Source organism: Spirosoma montaniterrae (assembly GCF_001988955.1).
In the GTDB taxonomy this organism is placed as follows: domain Bacteria; phylum Bacteroidota; class Bacteroidia; order Cytophagales; family Spirosomataceae; genus Spirosoma; species Spirosoma montaniterrae.
The window spans coordinates 5,359,463-5,377,745 of the sequence record NZ_CP014263.1 but is presented as its reverse complement, the minus strand read 5'-3'; the positions used below and the strand labels follow the sequence as shown (position 1 = coordinate 5,377,745).

At 55.4% G+C, this 18,283-nt stretch carries 11 protein-coding genes; 6 read left to right on the top strand and 5 right to left on the bottom strand.

The window, feature by feature from the left end:
• Positions 1-7: 7 nt before the first annotated feature.
• On the bottom strand, positions 8-805 hold the full coding sequence (locus AWR27_RS23095; RefSeq protein ID WP_157579341.1) for an N-acetylmuramoyl-L-alanine amidase family protein: 798 nt from the start codon (positions 803-805) through the stop codon (positions 8-10).
• Positions 806-938: 133 nt separating this feature from the next.
• Between AWR27_RS23095 and AWR27_RS23090 the strand changes: the two genes are divergently transcribed.
• Entirely contained in the window at positions 939-4,112 is a 3,174-nt protein-coding gene (locus AWR27_RS23090; RefSeq protein ID WP_232325909.1) for a putative LPS assembly protein LptD, read from the top strand.
• A 109-nt stretch (positions 4,113-4,221) separates the two neighbouring features.
• Here the strand turns inward: AWR27_RS23090 and AWR27_RS23085 are convergent, their stop codons facing one another.
• Both AWR27_RS23085 and AWR27_RS23080 read right to left on the bottom strand, forming a co-directional pair.
• The gene (locus tag AWR27_RS23085; RefSeq protein WP_077133367.1) at positions 4,222-5,391 is read right to left on the bottom strand and encodes a zinc-dependent alcohol dehydrogenase; all 1,170 of its coding nucleotides are present in this window, start codon (positions 5,389-5,391) and stop codon (positions 4,222-4,224) included.
• Positions 5,372-6,214 (bottom strand): SRPBCC family protein, encoded by an 843-nt coding sequence (locus tag AWR27_RS23080; RefSeq protein ID WP_077134162.1) that lies wholly within the window; start codon positions 6,212-6,214, stop codon positions 5,372-5,374. The genes AWR27_RS23085 and AWR27_RS23080 overlap by 20 nt, the downstream gene beginning before the upstream one ends.
• Before the next feature lie 225 nt (positions 6,215-6,439).
• Here AWR27_RS23080 and AWR27_RS23075 point away from each other — a divergent pair, with 225 nt between their 5' ends.
• A complete protein-coding gene (locus tag AWR27_RS23075; protein ID WP_077133366.1) occupies positions 6,440-6,688 on the top strand; it encodes a hypothetical protein in 249 nt (82 codons plus the stop codon).
• 16 nt (positions 6,689-6,704) lie between these two features.
• A complete protein-coding gene (gene gldG / locus AWR27_RS23070) occupies positions 6,705-8,372 on the top strand; it encodes a gliding motility-associated ABC transporter substrate-binding protein GldG (RefSeq protein ID WP_077133365.1) in 1,668 nt (555 codons plus the stop codon).
• A 149-nt stretch (positions 8,373-8,521) separates the two neighbouring features.
• Here gldG and AWR27_RS23065 read toward each other — a convergent pair whose 3' ends face one another.
• Complete coding sequence (locus AWR27_RS23065; protein WP_077133364.1) at positions 8,522-9,763, bottom strand: DUF1501 domain-containing protein; 1,242 nt, start codon at positions 9,761-9,763, stop codon at positions 8,522-8,524.
• A gap of 106 nt (positions 9,764-9,869) precedes the next feature.
• Positions 9,870-11,315, bottom strand: a complete 1,446-nt coding sequence (locus AWR27_RS23060) for a DUF1800 domain-containing protein (RefSeq protein ID WP_077133363.1) — start codon at positions 11,313-11,315, stop codon at positions 9,870-9,872.
• A gap of 271 nt (positions 11,316-11,586) precedes the next feature.
• On the opposite strand from AWR27_RS23060, the gene AWR27_RS23055 reads away from it, so the two are divergent.
• The 3 genes from AWR27_RS23055 to AWR27_RS23050 all read left to right on the top strand — a co-directional run bounded on the left by AWR27_RS23055 (position 11,587) and on the right by AWR27_RS23050 (position 18,235).
• Positions 11,587-14,883: a S8 family serine peptidase gene (locus AWR27_RS23055; RefSeq protein ID WP_335695400.1), complete on the top strand. Its 3,297-nt coding sequence runs from the start codon at positions 11,587-11,589 to the stop codon at positions 14,881-14,883.
• Entirely contained in the window at positions 14,850-15,641 is a 792-nt protein-coding gene (locus AWR27_RS26065) for a T9SS type A sorting domain-containing protein (protein ID WP_335695399.1), read from the top strand. Before AWR27_RS23055 ends, AWR27_RS26065 begins: the two co-directional genes overlap by 34 nt.
• An 86-nt stretch (positions 15,642-15,727) precedes the next feature.
• The gene (locus tag AWR27_RS23050) at positions 15,728-18,235 is read left to right on the top strand and encodes a S8 family peptidase (protein ID WP_077133362.1); all 2,508 of its coding nucleotides are present in this window, start codon (positions 15,728-15,730) and stop codon (positions 18,233-18,235) included.
• Positions 18,236-18,283 lie beyond the last annotated feature (48 nt).

The following is an 18,283-nucleotide window of genomic DNA, read 5'->3' as shown; positions in this document are numbered from 1 at the left end:
GCGCGAATTAGCCCCCCGCTTCGATTTCTTCTTTATACTGGGCGAAGGCTTTGAAGATAGCACCGGCAATCTGTTCCTGCCCATCTTCCGACATCAGATACAATTCTTCGGTTGGGTTAGTGAGGTATCCCGTTTCGATCAGTACGCTCGGCATGGTTGTGCGCCAGAGTACCAGAAAACCAGCCTGTTTTACGCCGTTGCTTTTCCGGTCGGCATGTCGCCGGAAACTGCGTTCAACTTTCTCGGCGAAGTTGATACTGCTGCCCATGAAGGCGTGCTGATAGTTTGCCAGCATGATGTGGGCCAGGGGTGAATTGGGGTTAAAGCCTTTATATGTCTGCTGGTAGTTGCTTTCCTGCAAAATAACGTTGTTTTCGCGCTTGGCTACGTCGAGGTTCCCCTGCGTCTTATGCAGACCCATCGTATAGGTTTCTGTGCCATAGACCCGGCTGCTGCTCGGGCTGGCGTTGCAGTGAATCGAGATGAACAGATCGGCGCGGTTTCGGTTGGCAATGGCTGAGCGTTCGGCTAATTCTACAAAATGATCGGTCGAACGCGTGTAAATAACCCGTACATTCGGCATCTCGCGTTTAATTTTGCGGCCTAATTGCAGCGCAAGTTTGAGCACCACCCGCGATTCGCGCGTTCGGCGGCCAACGCAACCGGGGTCTTTGCCGCCATGTCCGGCGTCGATGACAACGGTGCGGAGCTTATTGGGAATACTTTCGGGTTCGGCTTCCGAATCGGCCCGGCGCACAGTGTCCTGCGGCAGTTGCGGAACCACTGAAACCCAGGCCGACAGCATCAGCACAAACAGAAAAGGCAGCACCAACAGTGCTCCTGTTGTCACTATTCCGGGAGCAGAAAAGCGGGTCAACCGGTTCATAGCGTTAATAATTTTTAACAGCCGAAAACGTTTCAAAGCGATAGCGGGATAAATGTTCGTGAATAACTTTGTAAGCTATCTGCTCAACGGCCTTTTGGCAAATGTAATTTTTTTGATACAACTGAAAAACAAGTACTTTATTTTGCGGCTCCTGCATTTCCAACGAACCCGGCTTCGGGCGTTCTGCTTCCTGCTCGGTTTGATTTGGTCTGTCAACGCATTGGGGCAAAGCGACTCACTCCGAAAAGACCCCGCCAAAGGGGGTCTGCCACCGGCCACCGAACCCGCTCAACGCGTGACTGACGCACCTTCGTCGAGCAATCCGGCAGTGAAACGGGCAGGCGGCACCGCCACTACACCCCGTTCGCAGACGGCCCCAACCGGCAATCGACGTATTACGCCCGGCCTTGTAAGCCCCAATACCGTTCGCCCTCAGTCAGTTGCCGGTTTACGGGCCGATTCGTTGCAGATAGCCACCCGCGATTCGTCCCGTAAAGACTCTGTTCAATCTGCCGATTCGTTCAAAACTACGGTCAAATATCAGGCCAAAGATTCGACAATCTATGCAGCCGATGGACAAACCGTTGAACTCTTCGGCGATGCCAGTGTTGAGTACGGCGACATTTCATTGAAAGCTGATTTTATCCGAATAAATTACCTGACCAATGAAGTGTATGCCAAAGGCCGCTATGACTCAACAGCCCAAAAACTGATTGGACGGCCCATTTTCAAAGACGGCGAAGGGCAGTACGACACCAAAGAGATTCGGTACAACTTCAAATCGAAACGGGGCAAGATTCAGGGCGTTATCACGCAACAGGGCGAGGGTAACATTCGCGGTCAGAACGTGAAAAAAGACGCCGAAGATAACCTGTATATTGGCAAAGCCATCTACACGACCTGTAATCTTGCTACGCCCCACTTTCATATTAACGCCAGCAAGCTGAAAGTTATTAACAATAAACAGGTGGTGGCCGGACCATTTAACTTAGTCATCAATCAAATACCGTTGCCTATAGGGCTACCGTTCGGTTTTTTCCCGTTTCCGAAGCGAAAAGAAATTGGCGTGTCGGGTGTGTTGGTGCCGCAATACGGCGAAGAACCCAACGGGCGCGGCTTCTATCTGCGCGACGGCGGCTACTACTGGGCTGTGAATGAAAACGTAGGAATGCAGTTTCGGGGGCAGATTTATTCGCGGGGTAGCTGGGGGCTGGGTGTGTCGTCGGCCTACAACGTGCGTTACAAATTGAGTGGCAGCGTGAACCTGCAATTTAACCGCAACCGCTCCGGCGACCGCGTCGATACCACCCAAACGCCCCGCAACGACTTTTCGTTTTCGTGGTCGCACTCGCCGGTGCCGCGCGGGCGGGGTAATTTCTCGGCCAACGTCAACGTCAGCAGCAACAGTTTCAATCAGTTCAACTCGTTCAGTACGCAGCAGTATACGTCGAACGTGGCCGGGTCGTCGGTGCAGTACAACCGCACGTTTGGGCAATACGTGCGGGCCGGGGCCAACGTGCGGGTGAATCAGCAGTTTGGGCAATTAAACCCGATCACGAACGTGCGAACAAACGGCAAAACCGACGTGTCGTCTGATTTCACGATTGGCGTGAATCAGATTGCGCCGTTCGCGCTCAAAGGCGGGTCGGGGCGGTGGTACGAGAGTTTCCGGGTCGGGCTTGACATCAGCGGTTCTATCGGCGTGAGCAACACCATCCGGCGGCAGGTCGATACCACCGGGCTGGGCTTTCCAATCATATCCGACATTCCGGCCATCAGTCAGTTACAGCGTACCCTCGACAGCATCGACCGGGCCAACAACCTGCGCTTGGGCATTGTAGAACCCGACCCAAACCTGATTCCGTTCAACCTCCAGAACCTCAACCGCATCTGGGCCAACCGAGTCATTCAGGCCCGATACAGCATTCCCATTTCACTGCCAAACGTGAAACTGGCCCGCTACATCAACTTAACACCAGGCTTCTCGTTGCAGGGCGACATCTTCACCCGCCGATTAGATTATAACTACATTGCCTCAGAAGATGCCGTACGCATCGATACGGCGCGGGGCTTTTTCCCATCGTACAACTTCTCGGTAAACGCCAGCATGAACACGCGCTTCTACGGCACGTTTTTCATTCGGGGCAAGCGCGTCGAAGCCATCCGGCACACGGTAGCGCCGTCTATTTCGTTCAGCTACGTACCCGACTTCACCAATCCGGCTTTTGGGCAGTTTCAGATACTGCCTGCCGTGGGTTCGCTGGCAAATCTGCCTGAATATCGCCGAACGCTGTCGCGATTCCGGGGGCTGGGCGGCAGTTCGGGTACAGGCACAACTGAGTCGGCATTTATTACGTTTGGCCTGGTAAATCAGTTGGAAATGAAGGTCCGAACGCGGGGCGATTCAGCCGGGCAGGACTTTAAAAAGATACCCATTTTCGACAATATCAGCCTTCAGGGCAGTTACAACATATTGGCACCCGATTATCAGCTATCGCCCATTTCGGTCAATGCTACCACGCAGATTGCCAAAAACATCAGCTTCAACCTATCGTCAACGTTCGACCCTTACGCCTTTCGGCCCTATGGTGGTACGCCCATTTACCCGCTGCCCATCACAGGCACTCCGCTGACATATTCGCCCCTGCTGGTACGGCCAACGGACGAGTTTATTGAAGAAACCGTTCAGTTTGAACGCGTACCGAATCTGTTTGCCATTCAGAATGGGCAGGGCCTGCTTCGGCTCACCAACCTGCAGGCGTTCGTCAGTGCCCGGTTTGCGCCCAAACGGGCCGATAAGCCCAAAAACAGCCCCAATGCCAATGACCAAACCATGAAGTCAATCAACAACAATCCTGACCTGTACGTTGATTTCGACATTCCGTGGTCGTTCAACATCAGCTACACCTTCGGCTTAACCAAGCTAACCCCAAAACGTTCGCAGGTGATTCAGGCGCTGACACTGACGGGCGACTTCAGCCTGACGCCAAAATGGAAATTCACGCTCAGCACGGGCTACGACTTTCAGTTTAGCCGACCCACACTAACGCAAGTGGGTATCACCCGCGACCTACATTGCTGGGATATGGCCTTCAACTGGACACCCTTCTCCGGCAGCAACCTGCGGTCGGGCAATTACTCGTTCGACCTACGCGTTCGGTCGGCCATTTTGCAGGAATTGAAGCTTAGCCGTCGCCGAAGCTTCTACGACCGGGGAGGGTTTTAAAAATTGAATGATAGAATGATTGAATGATTGAATGATTGAATGATTGAATGGAGCAGTCAGGTAGCTAATCCATTCAATCATTCTATCACTCTATCATTCAATCATTCAATCACGGCGTAAACACGACCCGCATTACGTCGTCGGTGCGTTTGTTGAACATGTCGTAGCCTTTCATACCTTCTTCAAGGCTAAGGCTGTGCGTCGCTAAAAAGCTGGTGTCGGCCTGCCCGTTGGCAACGTATTCCATCAATCGTGGAATGTATTTCTGGGCGTGAAGCTGCCCCATCTTAAACGTCAGCCCTTTGTTCATGGCTGCGCCCATCGGAACACTATCCACAAACCCGGCATAAACGCCCAGAATTGACACAGTACCACCTTTCCGACAGGCCATAATAGCTTGGCGCAGCACAATGGCCCGGTCAATTTCCAGCCCCAGAAACTGCTTGGCTTTGTCGTAGTAATACTGTGCGCTATCGTCAACGGCTTCTAAACCCACACAGTCGATACAGCGGTCGGGGCCACGCCCGCCGGTCATCTCGCGCAGGGCTTCAAGCACGTCGACTTTCGAGAAATCGAGCGTTTCGGCTCTGCCCACACGTCGGGCTGTTTCGAGCCGGCTGGGTTCGCGGTCAATGGCAATTACGCGCTCGGCACCCAGCAGAAACGCACTTTGAATAGCCATTTGCCCAACTCCTCCACAACCCCACACGGCCACCGTATCGCCCGGCTGAATGCCTGCCATATCGGCACCCATGAAGCCCGTTGGAAAAGCATCGCCTAAGAAAACGGCCTGCTCGTCGGTCAAACGTTCGTCTACTTTAAACATGCCCACGTCGGCAAACGGCACCCGCACGTATTCGGCATGACCGCCCGCATAGCCACCAAACGAGTGTGTATAGCCGAAGATAGCCGCCGGGGAGTCGCCCATGATTTTTTCGGGCATAAACGCGTTCGGGTTCGAGTTGTCGCAGAGGGAGTAGGAGCCGGTTGAGCAGTAATTGCAATGCCCGCAACTGATGGTTGCCGCCACCGATACGCGGTCGCCCTTCTTCAGATTCGTTACACCCTTGCCGGTTTCCACAACCTCGCCCATAAACTCGTGACCGATGATGTCGCCCTCTTTCATGGTCGGAATGTAGCCGTTGATGAGGTGCAGGTCGGAGCCGCAGACAGCGGTTTTGCTCACTTTGATAATCGCATCGCGTGGATTCAGAATTTCGGGGTCGGGTACGCGTTCTACGCGCAGGTCGTATTTTCCGTTATAGCACAACGCCTTCATATTCTTTGTGTTGAGTAGGTTGTTTTTTGTAAAATGCTTCGCCTTCTTTTTCGCGGCCCGACGGCTGACCTTCGAGCGTTGGGATTTCGCCCGCTTCGAGCAGTCGTTTAAATCGCCGGATGTCTTCTTTAACCATTTGTTTCAGAGCCGGATTCAGCAGTTTCAGCACGGCCTCCCCCACAATTCCTTCGGGAGCGCGGTATTTTATGGTGGCATGTACTTCGGTGCCCCGATTGCCGGGCGCATCTACGAACCGCACCTCGCCCGAATTATCGACGGTAGCACCCGGCACCGAACGCCAGACGATGCGGCTGTTTTCGTCTTCTTCCACAATCTCGGCATCCCACTCAACAGCGGGCAAGGCTCTGGCTATTTTATTGCCTGTGCTAACCTTAGCCACCCAATGCGAGCGTTTGTTGTCGTGTTCCGTTACCGACTCAAGATGCTGCATAAACTTGGGCAGATTTTCCAGCTTGCGCCAGAAGGCATAAACTTCGGCACGGGGCTTGTTGATAGTCAGGCTCTTGCTAATCTCCAGCACGTCGGTTTCCGTTTTTTCTTCCGACGTATCACGGTTCAGAGAATGGCTAACGGCGCAGTATCCCGTGGCTCCGCGATAAACCAAATAGCCACCCAGTGCGGTCAGCATCAGGCCACCGAAACCGCCCGTTTTCAGCCCAACGGTGGTCAGTAACGCCCCGCCCCCAACGGAAATATACCGCTCGGTTTCGCCGATGTTGATACGACTCGACCCGCTTGCTATCGGATCGACGGGGGCCATGTCGATGATGCCGCTTTTCGCTAAATCAGTTGTTTTTGCCATGATGATTGGGTTTTTCATAACTCTATTAACCAACACGGCTAAACGGGGATTGTTGCAAAATCTGATGGAGCGAGATTGTGGGAAATAGGACACAGAGATTCACCAAGAGAAAGGAGATACACAGAGTGATATATTTCTCTGCGTATCTCTCGTTTCTCTGCGCATCTCTGTGTCACAACCTCATATCAAATGCGTAACTTGCCTGCCTAAAACCAACTACCACCGATGAACGACCGCGATAAACAACGCTTAGACGAACTGGAACTGAAAACAGCCCTGTTAATGGCCCGGCAAGATGAACAGGAGGCCAAACTGCAACAGTTGGCGTTGAAATTAGCGTACATTGAAGCCCGTCAGCATCGGATTCTCAAAGAACTTGGTATGCCTGCCGATCAGGTTGATTCCCTCCAGGCCGCTTTAGACGATGCCCGCGCCCTTAACCTGATTACCATTCCACAACAGCGGTGGAATTAGTTCGTTATAATCTCGTATGAAATCCGCTTCATTACGAACGTTGCTTGTCGTGTTTGCACTCGTCGCCGTCAATGTGTTGTCGGCGTTTGTGTTTTTCCGGCTCGACCTGACCGAAGAGAAACGCTACACCCTCTCCGACGCCACCCAAACGCTGCTCGCCGACCTGCCCGACGACGTTCATGTTGACGTGTATCTGACCGGCGATTTGCCTCCCGCTTTCAAGCGGCTGGAGAATGCCGTGCGCGAAACCCTCGATGAGTTCGCGGCCAACGCAGGCAAAACCGTCACGTATCGGTTTGTTGACCCTGACGCTATCACAACGCCCGACGAGAAAAACAAACTCATCGACCGGCTGCAACAGAAGGGGTTGCTCCCCACCAACCTGGTAGCGAACGAAGGCGGCAAACGCACCGAAAAGCTGATTTTTCCGGGAGCGGTCGTGTCGTACAAAGGCCGGGAAACGGCGGTGCTGCTGCTGAAAGGTAATAAAGCAGCCTCGAAAGAAGAGCAGTTGAACCAGTCGTATGAGGGCGTAGAATTTCAACTGGCATCGGCGATTCGGAAGCTGACCCAAACCGAAGGCAACCGCCGAAAAGTGGGCCTGCTTTACGGAAATACGCAGGTGCCGCCCTCGCGCTTCGCCGATTTGCTGGCGTCGGTGCAGGAAAATTACGACCTGTTTTTCATCGACATGACCAAGCCCGGCCCCATCGCCGGTCTCGACGCTATTTTAGTGCCCAAACCCGACAAACCTTTCACTGACGACGACTTATTCAAAATAGACCAGTTTGTGGTAAATGGCGGTCGTGCCCTGTTTTTTGTGGATGGTGCGCGGGTCGATAGCATCAGCAACGAAGGCAACTACGCGCAGCCGCTAAGCCTGAACCTCGATGATTTGTTTTTCCGGTGGGGCGTTCGGGTCAACCGCGACGTGGTAAAGGATCTTCAGTGTGCGCCTATTCCGCTCAACGTGGGCAACCTCGGCGATAAGCCTAACATTCAACTGCTGCCCTGGCGGTTTTATCCACTGCTGAACAACTTCGGCTCGTCGGGCAACCCCATCGTGCGCAACCTCGACGCGGTGTTGAGCCGGTTCACGAGCACGCTCGATACGGTACGTTCGCCCAACATCCGCAAAACGCCCCTCCTGCTGACTTCGCCCTACACGCAGGTACTGAAAACTCCCGCGCTGATTTCGTACAACGAAGCCCGGCAGCAGCCCGATCCACAAACCTACAACAATGGAATTCGGCTGGTTGCCTGCCTGCTTGAAGGCCGATTTCAATCCATTTATGCCAACCGGATTCTGCCCGGCGACCCGCGTGCCAAGGGTTTCAAAACCGAAGGCGAACCCAGCCGTGTGTTGGTCTGCGCCGACGGTGATTTGATTGTAAACGATGTGGATTACAAGCGGAATGCCCCCTACCCGCTCGGTTTCGACCGTTTCACCCGCGCCACCTTCGCCAACAAAGATTTCGCGCTGAACGCCATCGACTATTTGGTTGACCCCAACGGCGTGATTGCGGCCCGCGCCCGCACGGTGGCCCTGCGCCCGTTAGACAAAATCCGGGTCGATGCTAACCGCACGGGCTGGCAACTGCTCAACCTCCTCGGCCCACTGGCTCTGCTTGGTATAGTTGGCGTAATGTGGCAGGTAGTGCGGACGAGAAGGTATGGGCGATGAAGTTCCTGCTGCCTGCTGTCCTGCTGTTCGGGACATACGTCCCGAACCAACTAACAGCGGACATTCGTCCGCACGGGTGAATACCCGTACTTATCAGGTTCGGGACGTATGTCCCGAACAGCTTTGCAGCTTTGGCGATGAAAGCAACTCTACACCAACGGCAGCATCTCAAACTTTTTCCCCAGAATCGCTACGTCGTCGGCACCCAGATACGAGCGGAGCAGCGTGGCATAAATTTGGCGGAAATCGACGGTAAAGGTTAGGTCGCCGTCGGTGAGGGTGGTCAGGTTGGGGGCTTCGTTCAGAACGCGCCGGGCGGGCAGGCCACCGCCAATCAGGAAGACGTTGCTGGCTGTACCGTGGTCGGTGCCGTTGCTGGCATTCTGCTTCACGCGCCGACCAAATTCCGAAAACGTCATCAACAACACGTCCTGCTGCCGACCAGCGGCTTTCAGGTCGGTCATGAATGCGCTCACGGCTTCGGCATACTGGCGCAGCAACCGCTCCTGCTGCCCCGGCTGGTTGATGTGTGTGTCGAACCCACTGATCGAGACGTAGTATACGCTCGTACCAATGCCCGACTGAATCAACTGGCTCACCGTCCGCAATCGATTCCCCAGTTCATGATTCGGATAGGTAGCGGCCACTGTTGGCGACCCTACTTTTTCATAGACATATTCCGCCGACGACACCGTTTCGGCCAGCGTCTTGTACAGATACGCTACCGTTTCCGGTTCACCCGCCGGGGTCTTGTGCTGAACCGCCCTTCCTTCAGAGGGATGGGGATTATAGCTCAACCCCTTCACCAATGGGCTACGTGTTTGATTGTACAGTTTTTTCGGATCAAGCACCGCCATGCCGTTCAGCGTGTCGCCTTTGAGAGCTAAACTCAGCGTGTCGTCTACCTCAATGGTACGGAACGGTTCGTGAGCATGGCCCGCGCAGGCCGCATCGAGGTAGCGGCCTACCCAACCCGTAGAGCGATACTGATCAGCGTCGCTGGCCGTTTGCCAGATATCCATCGACCGAAAATGCGAGCGGTCGGGATTGGGGTATCCCACGTTGTTGATAATCGTTACCAGACCATCGTCATATAACGCCCGAAGGGGTTGCAGAGCCGGGTGAAGCCCGATTTCGTCGGTCAGGGGCAGCACGTCGGCAGGTTTGATGGCGATGGTCGGGCGTTCGCGATAATAGATGTCGTTGCGGTACGGCACCACCGTATTCAGCCCGTCGTTGCCACCCGAAAGCTGTACCACAACCAGAATTTTGCCCGATGGAGCCATCGCTTGCCCCATCGCTGCGGTTTCATACGCCTTCAGGAAGTGCGGAATCAGTAACGTTCCGGCAGTTGCGAAGGCCGATTGCTGAAGAAAGTGTCTGCGCGTCATGTTTGAGTGGTTGACTGATAGACTGATTGAATGATGGAATGGTTGAATGGAGCAGTCAGGTAGCTAATCCATTCAATCATTCCATCATTCAACCATTCAATCAGCATTAGGCAAGTTGATATTCCGGCAAACTCATGATTGCTGTGGTAAGCGCATGGATGCGCGCGGCATGGGTTTGCGCGGATTTAAGTTGATTTTGTACGAGCGTTTTCTGCTCAGGCCGAAGTGGGAAGGGCAACAACACGGCAGCGAGAGCATCGGGTAGGGCAGCGTCGGGCGTTTGGGCGAACGGCTTTTCGAAATCGGTCCAGTTGACAGTGGTTCGGAATGTTTGTCCGCCTTTTCGGGCCAGCGACTGCGTATTGACGTCGCCATCTTCTTTGGGCCGAATGTTCACGTCGGCGGCTTTCAGCACGTAGTTGGGCAACTGCATCCTGAACAGCAGACTCGACGAGTCGATCCAGTTTTTGCCGCCCGGCCAGCCCGCTACGTTGGGTGGATAGAACAGCAGTTGGCCCAGGGTGCGCTGCACAAAAATCTGCGGCTGCGGCTGGTCGAAGGTGATGCCGAGGGTGTGGCGCATCCCAGCCAGCAACTCTACCGGCGATTTGATGTGCGTACCGATGTTTCTGGCATCATAAAACCAGTCGGCGGTAAAAATCCGCTCCATCAGCCCGGCAATGTCGTAGTTGGTCTTGTAAAAATGATCGGCCAGTTCCGACACGCGAGCTTCGTCGGGCGTTTCATTGACGAAGAAGCGGTATATTTTGCCCGTCACGAACCGGGCCGTTTGCCGGTTCTCCAGCAGCATCTGAACAATGTCTTCACCCCGAAAGGGTCCGGTTTTGCCAAACACCGTTTTATCGGCCTCATCGTGTACTTTTTCGCGAAATACGAACTGCCCATCGGGCGTGAACTGCCAGCCCGTGAAGGCGCGGGCGGCTTCTTTGATGTCGCGTTCGGTATAGTTGCCGCGTCCGAGCGTAAACAGTTCCATCACCTCGCGGGCAAAATTTTCGTTGGGCGCATTTTTGCGGTTCTGCTGATTATTCAGGAATTGTAACATGGCCGGTTCTTTCGATACCGCCATCAGCAAATCGCCAAACCGACCAAGCGCGTGTTGGCGAATGGTGTTGATGTACTGCTGCATAAACAGCGGGTTTTGGCCCATCGTGCGACAGGCAAAATGCCCATGCCAGAATAGGGCCATTTTCTCGCGCAATGACCCTTTTCCCGACGCCATCCGGTCGAGCCATTGCAGGTTGAGGTCGCGCACTCGTTCGGCGTTGTCGCGAATACGTTCGCGCAGCATCTGCCGGTCGAGTTGACCGCGTTGCATCAGGTCTTTGAGGTTTTTCTTCGTAACGTTCTCGTCCGGCTCAACAACTTTGAGTTCGGAGACGGTCTCGCTATCGCTGAGCAGATTCCGAACAGCGCGTTTGAGCGATTGTGCGTCGGCAAGTTGGTCGGGCGTGGCTCCGAACCCCGCCCGGCTGTAGAGGTGACGGAGTTTAGCCGTGTCGGTTTTTAGAGAGGAAGTTACCGCGTTCATCAGGTTCGTGTTTGTCAGACACAACTTGGATGCACTGATTAGCAGAAGGTTTAACGGGAGGAGGATATCAGGAAATTTTGCCCCAAACGGGCCTGACTATGTGCGTTTCCCGGAATAAGCAGAGTTGTTTCCCAAAAATCAATGAAGCACGACCAACCATAGAAAGCTTTCAGGTTATATTCTTATTCGTTTCCGCAACATCAACGGCTGTTTTTCCGTACTCTATTTGTATTTTAGACGCAGGGCCATCAACCGGCCCGTTTTCTGTTTTATGCAGCATCGTTTACTCGTTCTTTTTGGCCTTTCTCTGTTGACTGTTAGCCATTCGCTGGCCCAGCCCCTTCCTCAATATACAGCCCGGCAGCGAAGCCAGATTGACGCGTTTCGGCGCGACGTACAGGCGCGTTTTGCCGACAACTACGACCGCGCCGTGCGACTGGCAAACCAACTGGGCCGACCACTACGGATGTCGGGCGGGCCTGGCCAATCCAGGCCGGGCCAATCCATCGAACTCGCTGGGCTTGACGACAACGGCAACCTCTACTACGTGGGTGCCAACAGCAACACGCAGGCGGGTATCAGCACCCGCACAACGGCGTTCTATGCGGGCGGCAGTTTAGGCTTGTCGCTAAATGGCAGCAGCGAATCGGTGCGGAGTCGGCTGGGTTTGTGGGAAGTGCAGGGGTTTCCACGTGCCTCGCACGTCGAGTTTGGCGGGCGCATCAATCAGATTGATGGGGCATCGACTTCGACGGACGATATTCTGCATTCCACACACGTAGCGGGAACGTTGATTGCAGCAGGGCGCAACGCATCGGCGCGGGGCATGGCAAACGCGGCAACCATCCAGTCTTATAATGCATCGAACGATGTGACCGAGATGACAGCCGCTTCGGCCAACTTACTGATTTCTAACCATTCTTACGGATTAATTGCAGGTTGGCGTTTCAACAGTAGCCGCAGTGGAACTACCCAGTGGGAATGGTACGGCGATACAGCTATCAGCCAGACCAAAGATTACCGCTTCGGTTTCTACGACAGCCGCGCCCGTTCCTGGGATCAGATTGCCGTGAATGCACCCTCCTACCTCATTGTTACGGCAGCCACCAATAACCACGGGCAGAACGGCCCCGGTGCCAGTCAGCCGTACTACCTCGGTTCGAGTAGCACCATCAGCACCGTGCCGCGCGAGAATCAAAATGGATATGACCAGATACCATCTTACAATCAGGCAAAAAATGTGCTGACCGTTGGAGCCGTCAGCACCTTACCGCTCGGCTATAACCAGCCTTCGGACGTGAATCTGGCGTCGTTCAGTAGTTGGGGGCCAACCGACGACGGACGTATCAAACCCGACATCGTGGGCGTGGGCGTCAGTGTGCTGTCAACAAGTTCGTCGGGCGACAGTTTGTATACCAACCTTAGCGGCACCAGTATGGCCTCGCCCAACGTAGCCGGGTCGCTGCTGCTGTTGCAGGAGTTGTATGCCCAGCGCAACAACGGGCAATTCATGCGCTCCTCGACGCTGAAAGGGTTAGCCATTCACACCGCCGACGAAACCGGCTCTGCGCCCGGTCCCGATTACCGCTTCGGCTGGGGGTTGCTGAACATGGAACGCGCCGGACGGGCCATTCTGAACACCGACCAGAATTATTTAGTCAGCGAACGGACGCTGGAGCAGGGCGGCACAGTCTCGGTGCCAGTGGTGGCGTCGGGAAGGGGGCCACTCCTGGCAACCATCTGCTGGACCGACCCCGCCGGTACGCCTTCGTCGCCTACGCTGGACGACCGCACGCCCAAACTCGTGAACGACCTCGACAGCCGCATCAGCGACGGTACAACTACCGTACAGCCCTGGGTACTTGACCCGGCCAACCCGGCCAATGCCGCCACACGGGGCGATAACATCCGCGACAACGTTGAGCAAGTCTACATCGCAAATCCTGTACCGGGCCGGTCGTACACCATCAGCATTACGCACAAAGGCACCCTCAGCAACGGACCGCAGAACTACGCGCTGTTGGTCAGCGGTATCGGTGGGCAAACCTACTGCGCATCGGGCGCGACCAGCAACGCCGATACGCGCATTAGCCGGGTGCAATTCGGCAGTATCGACCAAACCGGGACCAGTGGCTGCACCACCTACACCGATTATACGCCCGTCAGAACCAACGTACAGCCTGGTCAGGCATTACCGCTGACGGTTGCGCTTGGCACCTGCGGAACAACGCGCAACGCCGTTGTGAAAGCCTTTGCCGACTGGAATCAGAACGGCAATTTCAACGATGCTGGCGAACTGCTGGCAACGTCGGACGTGCTGCCCAACAGCGGCCTGTTTACTACTGCCGTAACAATTCCGACTACGGCGCAGAACGGGCAGTTGATTCGGCTGCGGATTGTGGCGACCGAAACCGATAACCCACTCAGCGTGAGTGCCTGTGGTAACTACGGCAACGGCGAAACGCAGGACTACGTGCTGAACGTGGTGCAGGTTGCCAACGACGTAGGACCTACCGCTCTTGTGTCGCCAGAGCCAGGCTTGTGCGGCCTGATAAACAGCGATTTAGCCGTTACTGTACGCGTTCGCAATTATGGGTCGGCCAACCAGACAAATGTGCCGGTAGCCGTGCGGATTACCGATGCCGACAACCGCTCGGTTGCGTTTCTGAACGGCACTTTGCCCACGCTGGCGGCTTTCCGCGAGGGTGTTCTGACGCTGCGCACGGCGGGCATTACACTGGCTCCGGGGCAAACGTTTCGTTTCCAGATTACTACGAGCCTGCCCAATGACCAACTGCCGGGAAACAGCACGTTTACGCAATCGCTGACTACTACGCCAACGCCCACTAACGCCCTGTTTTCTGCCCTGCGCTGCGGCACCGATACCATCGTAACGCTACGTAACGCAGGGGGCGGCACGGCCTTCTGGTACGATGCACCTACGGGCGGCAACTTGCTGGCGGCTGGCAATCAGACCCTTGCGCGGTCGCTACCCAACAGCAGCACGTATTTTGCCGTGCTGAACGACTTTGCCGGCTCGTTCGGCCCCGTTGATAAGAACGCCTTCACGGGCGGGAGCTACGCGGGAAACTTCGGCCCGGCTCCGCTTATCACTACTACTGTGCCGCTCACTATCGAACGGGCGCGACTTTATATTTCATCCGCCGGACAATTGACGTTCACGGTTCGGCGATTCGATGATACGCCCATTTCCAGCGTCACGCTCGACGTGCTGCCCACCCGCAACACCAGCCTGACCGCCACCAACAGCGGGGGCATGCTACTCGATGACCCCAACGATGCCGGTGCCGAATACACGCTGAACCTACGCATTCCGACGCCGGGCGATTATAAAATCACTATTGCCTACGCCAACGGAGCCGGTATCTTCCGCAGTAACACAGGTGTTACGGGTTTTCCGTATCGGCTGACGGCTCAGAACGGTCAGCCTGTTGTCAGCTCGCGGGGGCACTGTTCAACAATGCCAGCGGGGGTGTCGATACGCTCACAACGGCCTGGTATTACCTCTACAACATGCGCGTTCGTTCGCTCGATTGCCCGGCCCTGACGCGCACGCCCGTTACGCCCGCAAGCGGCTCGGCGGCAACAGCTTCCATCTCGCCCAACGGCTCGGCCAGTGTATGCGCTGGTGGCAGCGTTCGGCTTCAGGCCAACACCGGCCCCGACCTGACGTATCAGTGGTTTCGTAACGGAGCGCGGCTAACGGGTGCTACGAGCAGTACGTTACAGGCCAGCTCGGCAGGAGATTACACAGTACAGGTTGCCAACGGATGCCCGGCGGTGCAGTCGGCTCCGGTCACGGTGTCGATACGGTCGGCGCAATCGCCGGTAGTGGTTGCCAATGGGTTAGTGCTTACGTCGGATGCCACATCGGGTATCCAGTGGTTCCGCGATGGCGCGGCCCTTCCGGGTGCAACCGCATCGAGTTATACAGCGGTACAGTCGGGGCGTTATTCGGTGCGCGGCAATGTGAATGGTTGCGGGGAGAGTCTCTCGAACGACGTATTCATCACCATCACAGCCACCGAACCCGACCCGCAGGAAGCCGAGTTAGTTGTTTACCCCAACCCAACGAGCCGCCAGTTAACCGTTCGGCTCACGGGCGTTTCGGCCAGAACCGATGCACCTACAGTCAGGTTGGTTGATCAGCGCGGCAGTACGCTGTTGCAGGCTGATATGCAGCGTGATGGAAAAAGTTATTCGACGGTATTAGATATTTCAGCGTTGCCGGGCGGTACGTTTTTTGTGGTTATTGATGAAGCGCGGGAGTCTACTGTCCGGCTGAAACGTATCCGCAAACTTTAACGCTACTCGCCCTGAAACACATTTACTCAACAAGTTGGCTTACTCAATCAGTACTACATTACGCTCCTGGCTCTGCCAGAACTCTAATGTGTCTGACTATATGCCTGTTAGGTCAGTTTACTGGCTTGGCGCAATCAGGCAGGCCAACCCGTAATGGCTGGGCAACCGCGTTATCGAGACAGTATCGAACACTGTACAAACAAACGTCCCGGCTGGCCCGGCGGCATAATTGGTCTCTCAGCAAAAACTACGCCAACGGGCGCGTTTTCCGTTTGTATGCCGTTGACTCGCTGGGGCAACCTGTTTATTATTCGCTGCACAACGACGAAGCAGCCCGCGCTACGCAAACGAACGCACTGAATGGCAATGGTGTTTTGCCCGTCGCGCTGTCGGGAAACTCGGCCTTTATGGCTGGCAAATTAGGAATTTGGGACGGAGGACGAGTGTTGAACACGCATCAGGAATTTGGCCCCTCACGGATTCAACAGCGCGACGGCACCCCCGACCTCAGCGACCACACTACCCACCTCGCCGGTACGCTCGTGGCACAGGGCGTTAACGCTCGGGCACGAGGTATGGCCTTTGGCGGACAATTATCGGTTTGGGATTACGCGAACGATTTGGTTGAACTTACGTCGGCAGCATCAGATCTGCTCATATCGAATCATGCGTATGGCCCCGTAACGGGTTGGGTTTACAACCCGACACGCCCCGGAACCGACCCGAACCTGAAATGGGAATGGTGGGGCAATCCGAAGATCAACTCGACAGAAGATTATTTGTACGGTTTTTATACGGCGACAGCCCGCGACTTAGACCGGATTGCCTACAACAATCCATACTTCTTGATGGTCCGCTCGGCAGATAACAAACGGAGCGAGACCGGTCCACCGGCTGATACGCCGTATTTCCTCAGAAACACCGATCAAACCAGTACCCAACTCCGCAGCCGCAACGACAGCTACGACGTGATTCCGGCTGATGCTACAGCGAAAAACGTACTGACGGTTGGGGCCGCCGATGTTCGGCTCAGTGGTCAACAACCCGAACTGGTTGGCTCAACGTCGTTTAGCGGCTGGGGACCGACCGACGACGGACGCATCAAGCCTGACCTGCTGGGCATGGGCAGTAGCGTTTTTTCGACCGTTTCGACGGGCACTACCGACTACGCTACCATGACCGGCACCAGCATGGCGTCGGCGAATGTATCGGGAGCCTTGTTTCTGTTGCAGGAATTATACGCCCAGCAATCGGCGCAGCAGGGTCGAGTTACGGGGCAGTTTATGCGGGCGGCTACCCTGCGCGGACTGGCTTTGCATACCGCCATTCGCTCCGACCCTGCTAACGGCCCCGACTACCGGCAAGGCTGGGGCCTGCTCAATGCCAACGCTGCGGCCCGCGTAATTCTGAACACCGACAAAGCACATCTGCTGCTGGAAAGTAGCCTGACACCGGGCAGAACAGTCAACCAGGCGATTGTAGCACAGGGCAACGAACCGCTCATTATTACCCTCTGCTGGACCGACCCTGAAGGTACGGCTTCGCCCACGACAACGGCCTCGGTTAACAGCCGCACACCCAAGCTCGTAAATGATCTCGATCTGCGCGTTGACGACGGGTCATCGGCGTCGCTACCGTTCGTACTTGACCCCAACCGCCCCGACCAGCCCGCTACACAGGGCGATAACGTTCGAGATAACGTTGAGCAAGTCTACATCGCGAACCCCGTGCCGGGCAAAGCCTATTCCATCAACGTGTCGCACAAGGGGCACATGACCTACAACAGCCAACCTTTTTCAGTGATTGTGAGCGGATTGCGCCGGGCATCGAATTGCCAGCCTGCAGCCCGAATAACCCCAACAGGACAACAGTGGCTGTGCGATGGCCAGCCGCCTGTTACGCTCACGGCAACTGCGTCGGCAAACGCTCAAATTGACTGGTTGCTCGATGGGCAGGTTATTTCTGGTACTCATTCAACAACATTAAGCGCAAGTGTGTCTGGTCGGTATCAGATTCGGGTGAAGCAGGGCGATTGCGAAAGTCTGTCGGCTGAAACCGTCTTCCAGTCCAGTACAGTAAACAGCATTGACGTTACGCCTATTGAAACCGAATTGATTTTACCACAGGGAGCTACGTTGACGTTGCGGGCACCGGTCGAGACCGACTACCGCTATCAGTGGTATCGAAACGATTCGCTATTGGCCCGTGCAACAACGTATGAGCTACCAGTTGCTCAAACGGGCCGGTACAAAGTTCGGGTGGAACAGCAAACGTGCGCGGGCTGGTCGAGTGAGCGGGTCGTATTGTCGAACGTTTTAACCAGCACAACCAACGGGCCAGACCCAGCTTTTGTGCTCTTCCCGAATCCCGCCGAAACCACGCTGACCGTTCGCTTCAATCACTCTACCGCCCGGCAGGTTTCGGCTACGATTTTCGACGTTGATGGCCGCGTGCGGCTCCGGGTGCTGTTACCGAAGAATAATTTGGGTCGTTTTGAAGGTAATCTGCCCGTAACCGATTTGCCATCGGGTGCCTATGTGCTCCATTTAACGGGTGATTTTGACACCCAGACGAGCCGGTTTATAAAAAAATAGGCGGGGTTTCATTAACCCCGCCTGCTGGTGCGCATTTGCTTTCTTCGC

Bases quoted from the DNA above. Each gene is read 5' to 3' on its own strand.
- AWR27_RS23095 (WP_157579341.1), bottom strand. From the start codon at position 805: ATGCTGTCGGCCTGGGTTTCAGTGGTTCCGCAACTGCCGCAGGACACT.
- AWR27_RS23090 (WP_232325909.1), top strand. From the start codon at position 939: ATGTTCGTGAATAACTTTGTAAGCTATCTGCTCAACGGCCTTTTGGCA.
- AWR27_RS23085 (WP_077133367.1), bottom strand. From the start codon at position 5,391: ATGAAGGCGTTGTGCTATAACGGAAAATACGACCTGCGCGTAGAACGC.
- AWR27_RS23080 (WP_077134162.1), bottom strand. From the start codon at position 6,214: ATGGCAAAAACAACTGATTTAGCGAAAAGCGGCATCATCGACATGGCC.
- AWR27_RS23075 (WP_077133366.1), top strand. From the start codon at position 6,440: ATGAACGACCGCGATAAACAACGCTTAGACGAACTGGAACTGAAAACA.
- gldG (WP_077133365.1), top strand. From the start codon at position 6,705: ATGAAATCCGCTTCATTACGAACGTTGCTTGTCGTGTTTGCACTCGTC.
- AWR27_RS23065 (WP_077133364.1), bottom strand. From the start codon at position 9,763: ATGACGCGCAGACACTTTCTTCAGCAATCGGCCTTCGCAACTGCCGGA.
- AWR27_RS23060 (WP_077133363.1), bottom strand. From the start codon at position 11,315: ATGAACGCGGTAACTTCCTCTCTAAAAACCGACACGGCTAAACTCCGT.
- AWR27_RS23055 (WP_335695400.1), top strand. From the start codon at position 11,587: ATGCAGCATCGTTTACTCGTTCTTTTTGGCCTTTCTCTGTTGACTGTT.
- AWR27_RS26065 (WP_335695399.1), top strand. From the start codon at position 14,850: ATGCGCGTTCGTTCGCTCGATTGCCCGGCCCTGACGCGCACGCCCGTT.
- AWR27_RS23050 (WP_077133362.1), top strand. From the start codon at position 15,728: ATGTGTCTGACTATATGCCTGTTAGGTCAGTTTACTGGCTTGGCGCAA.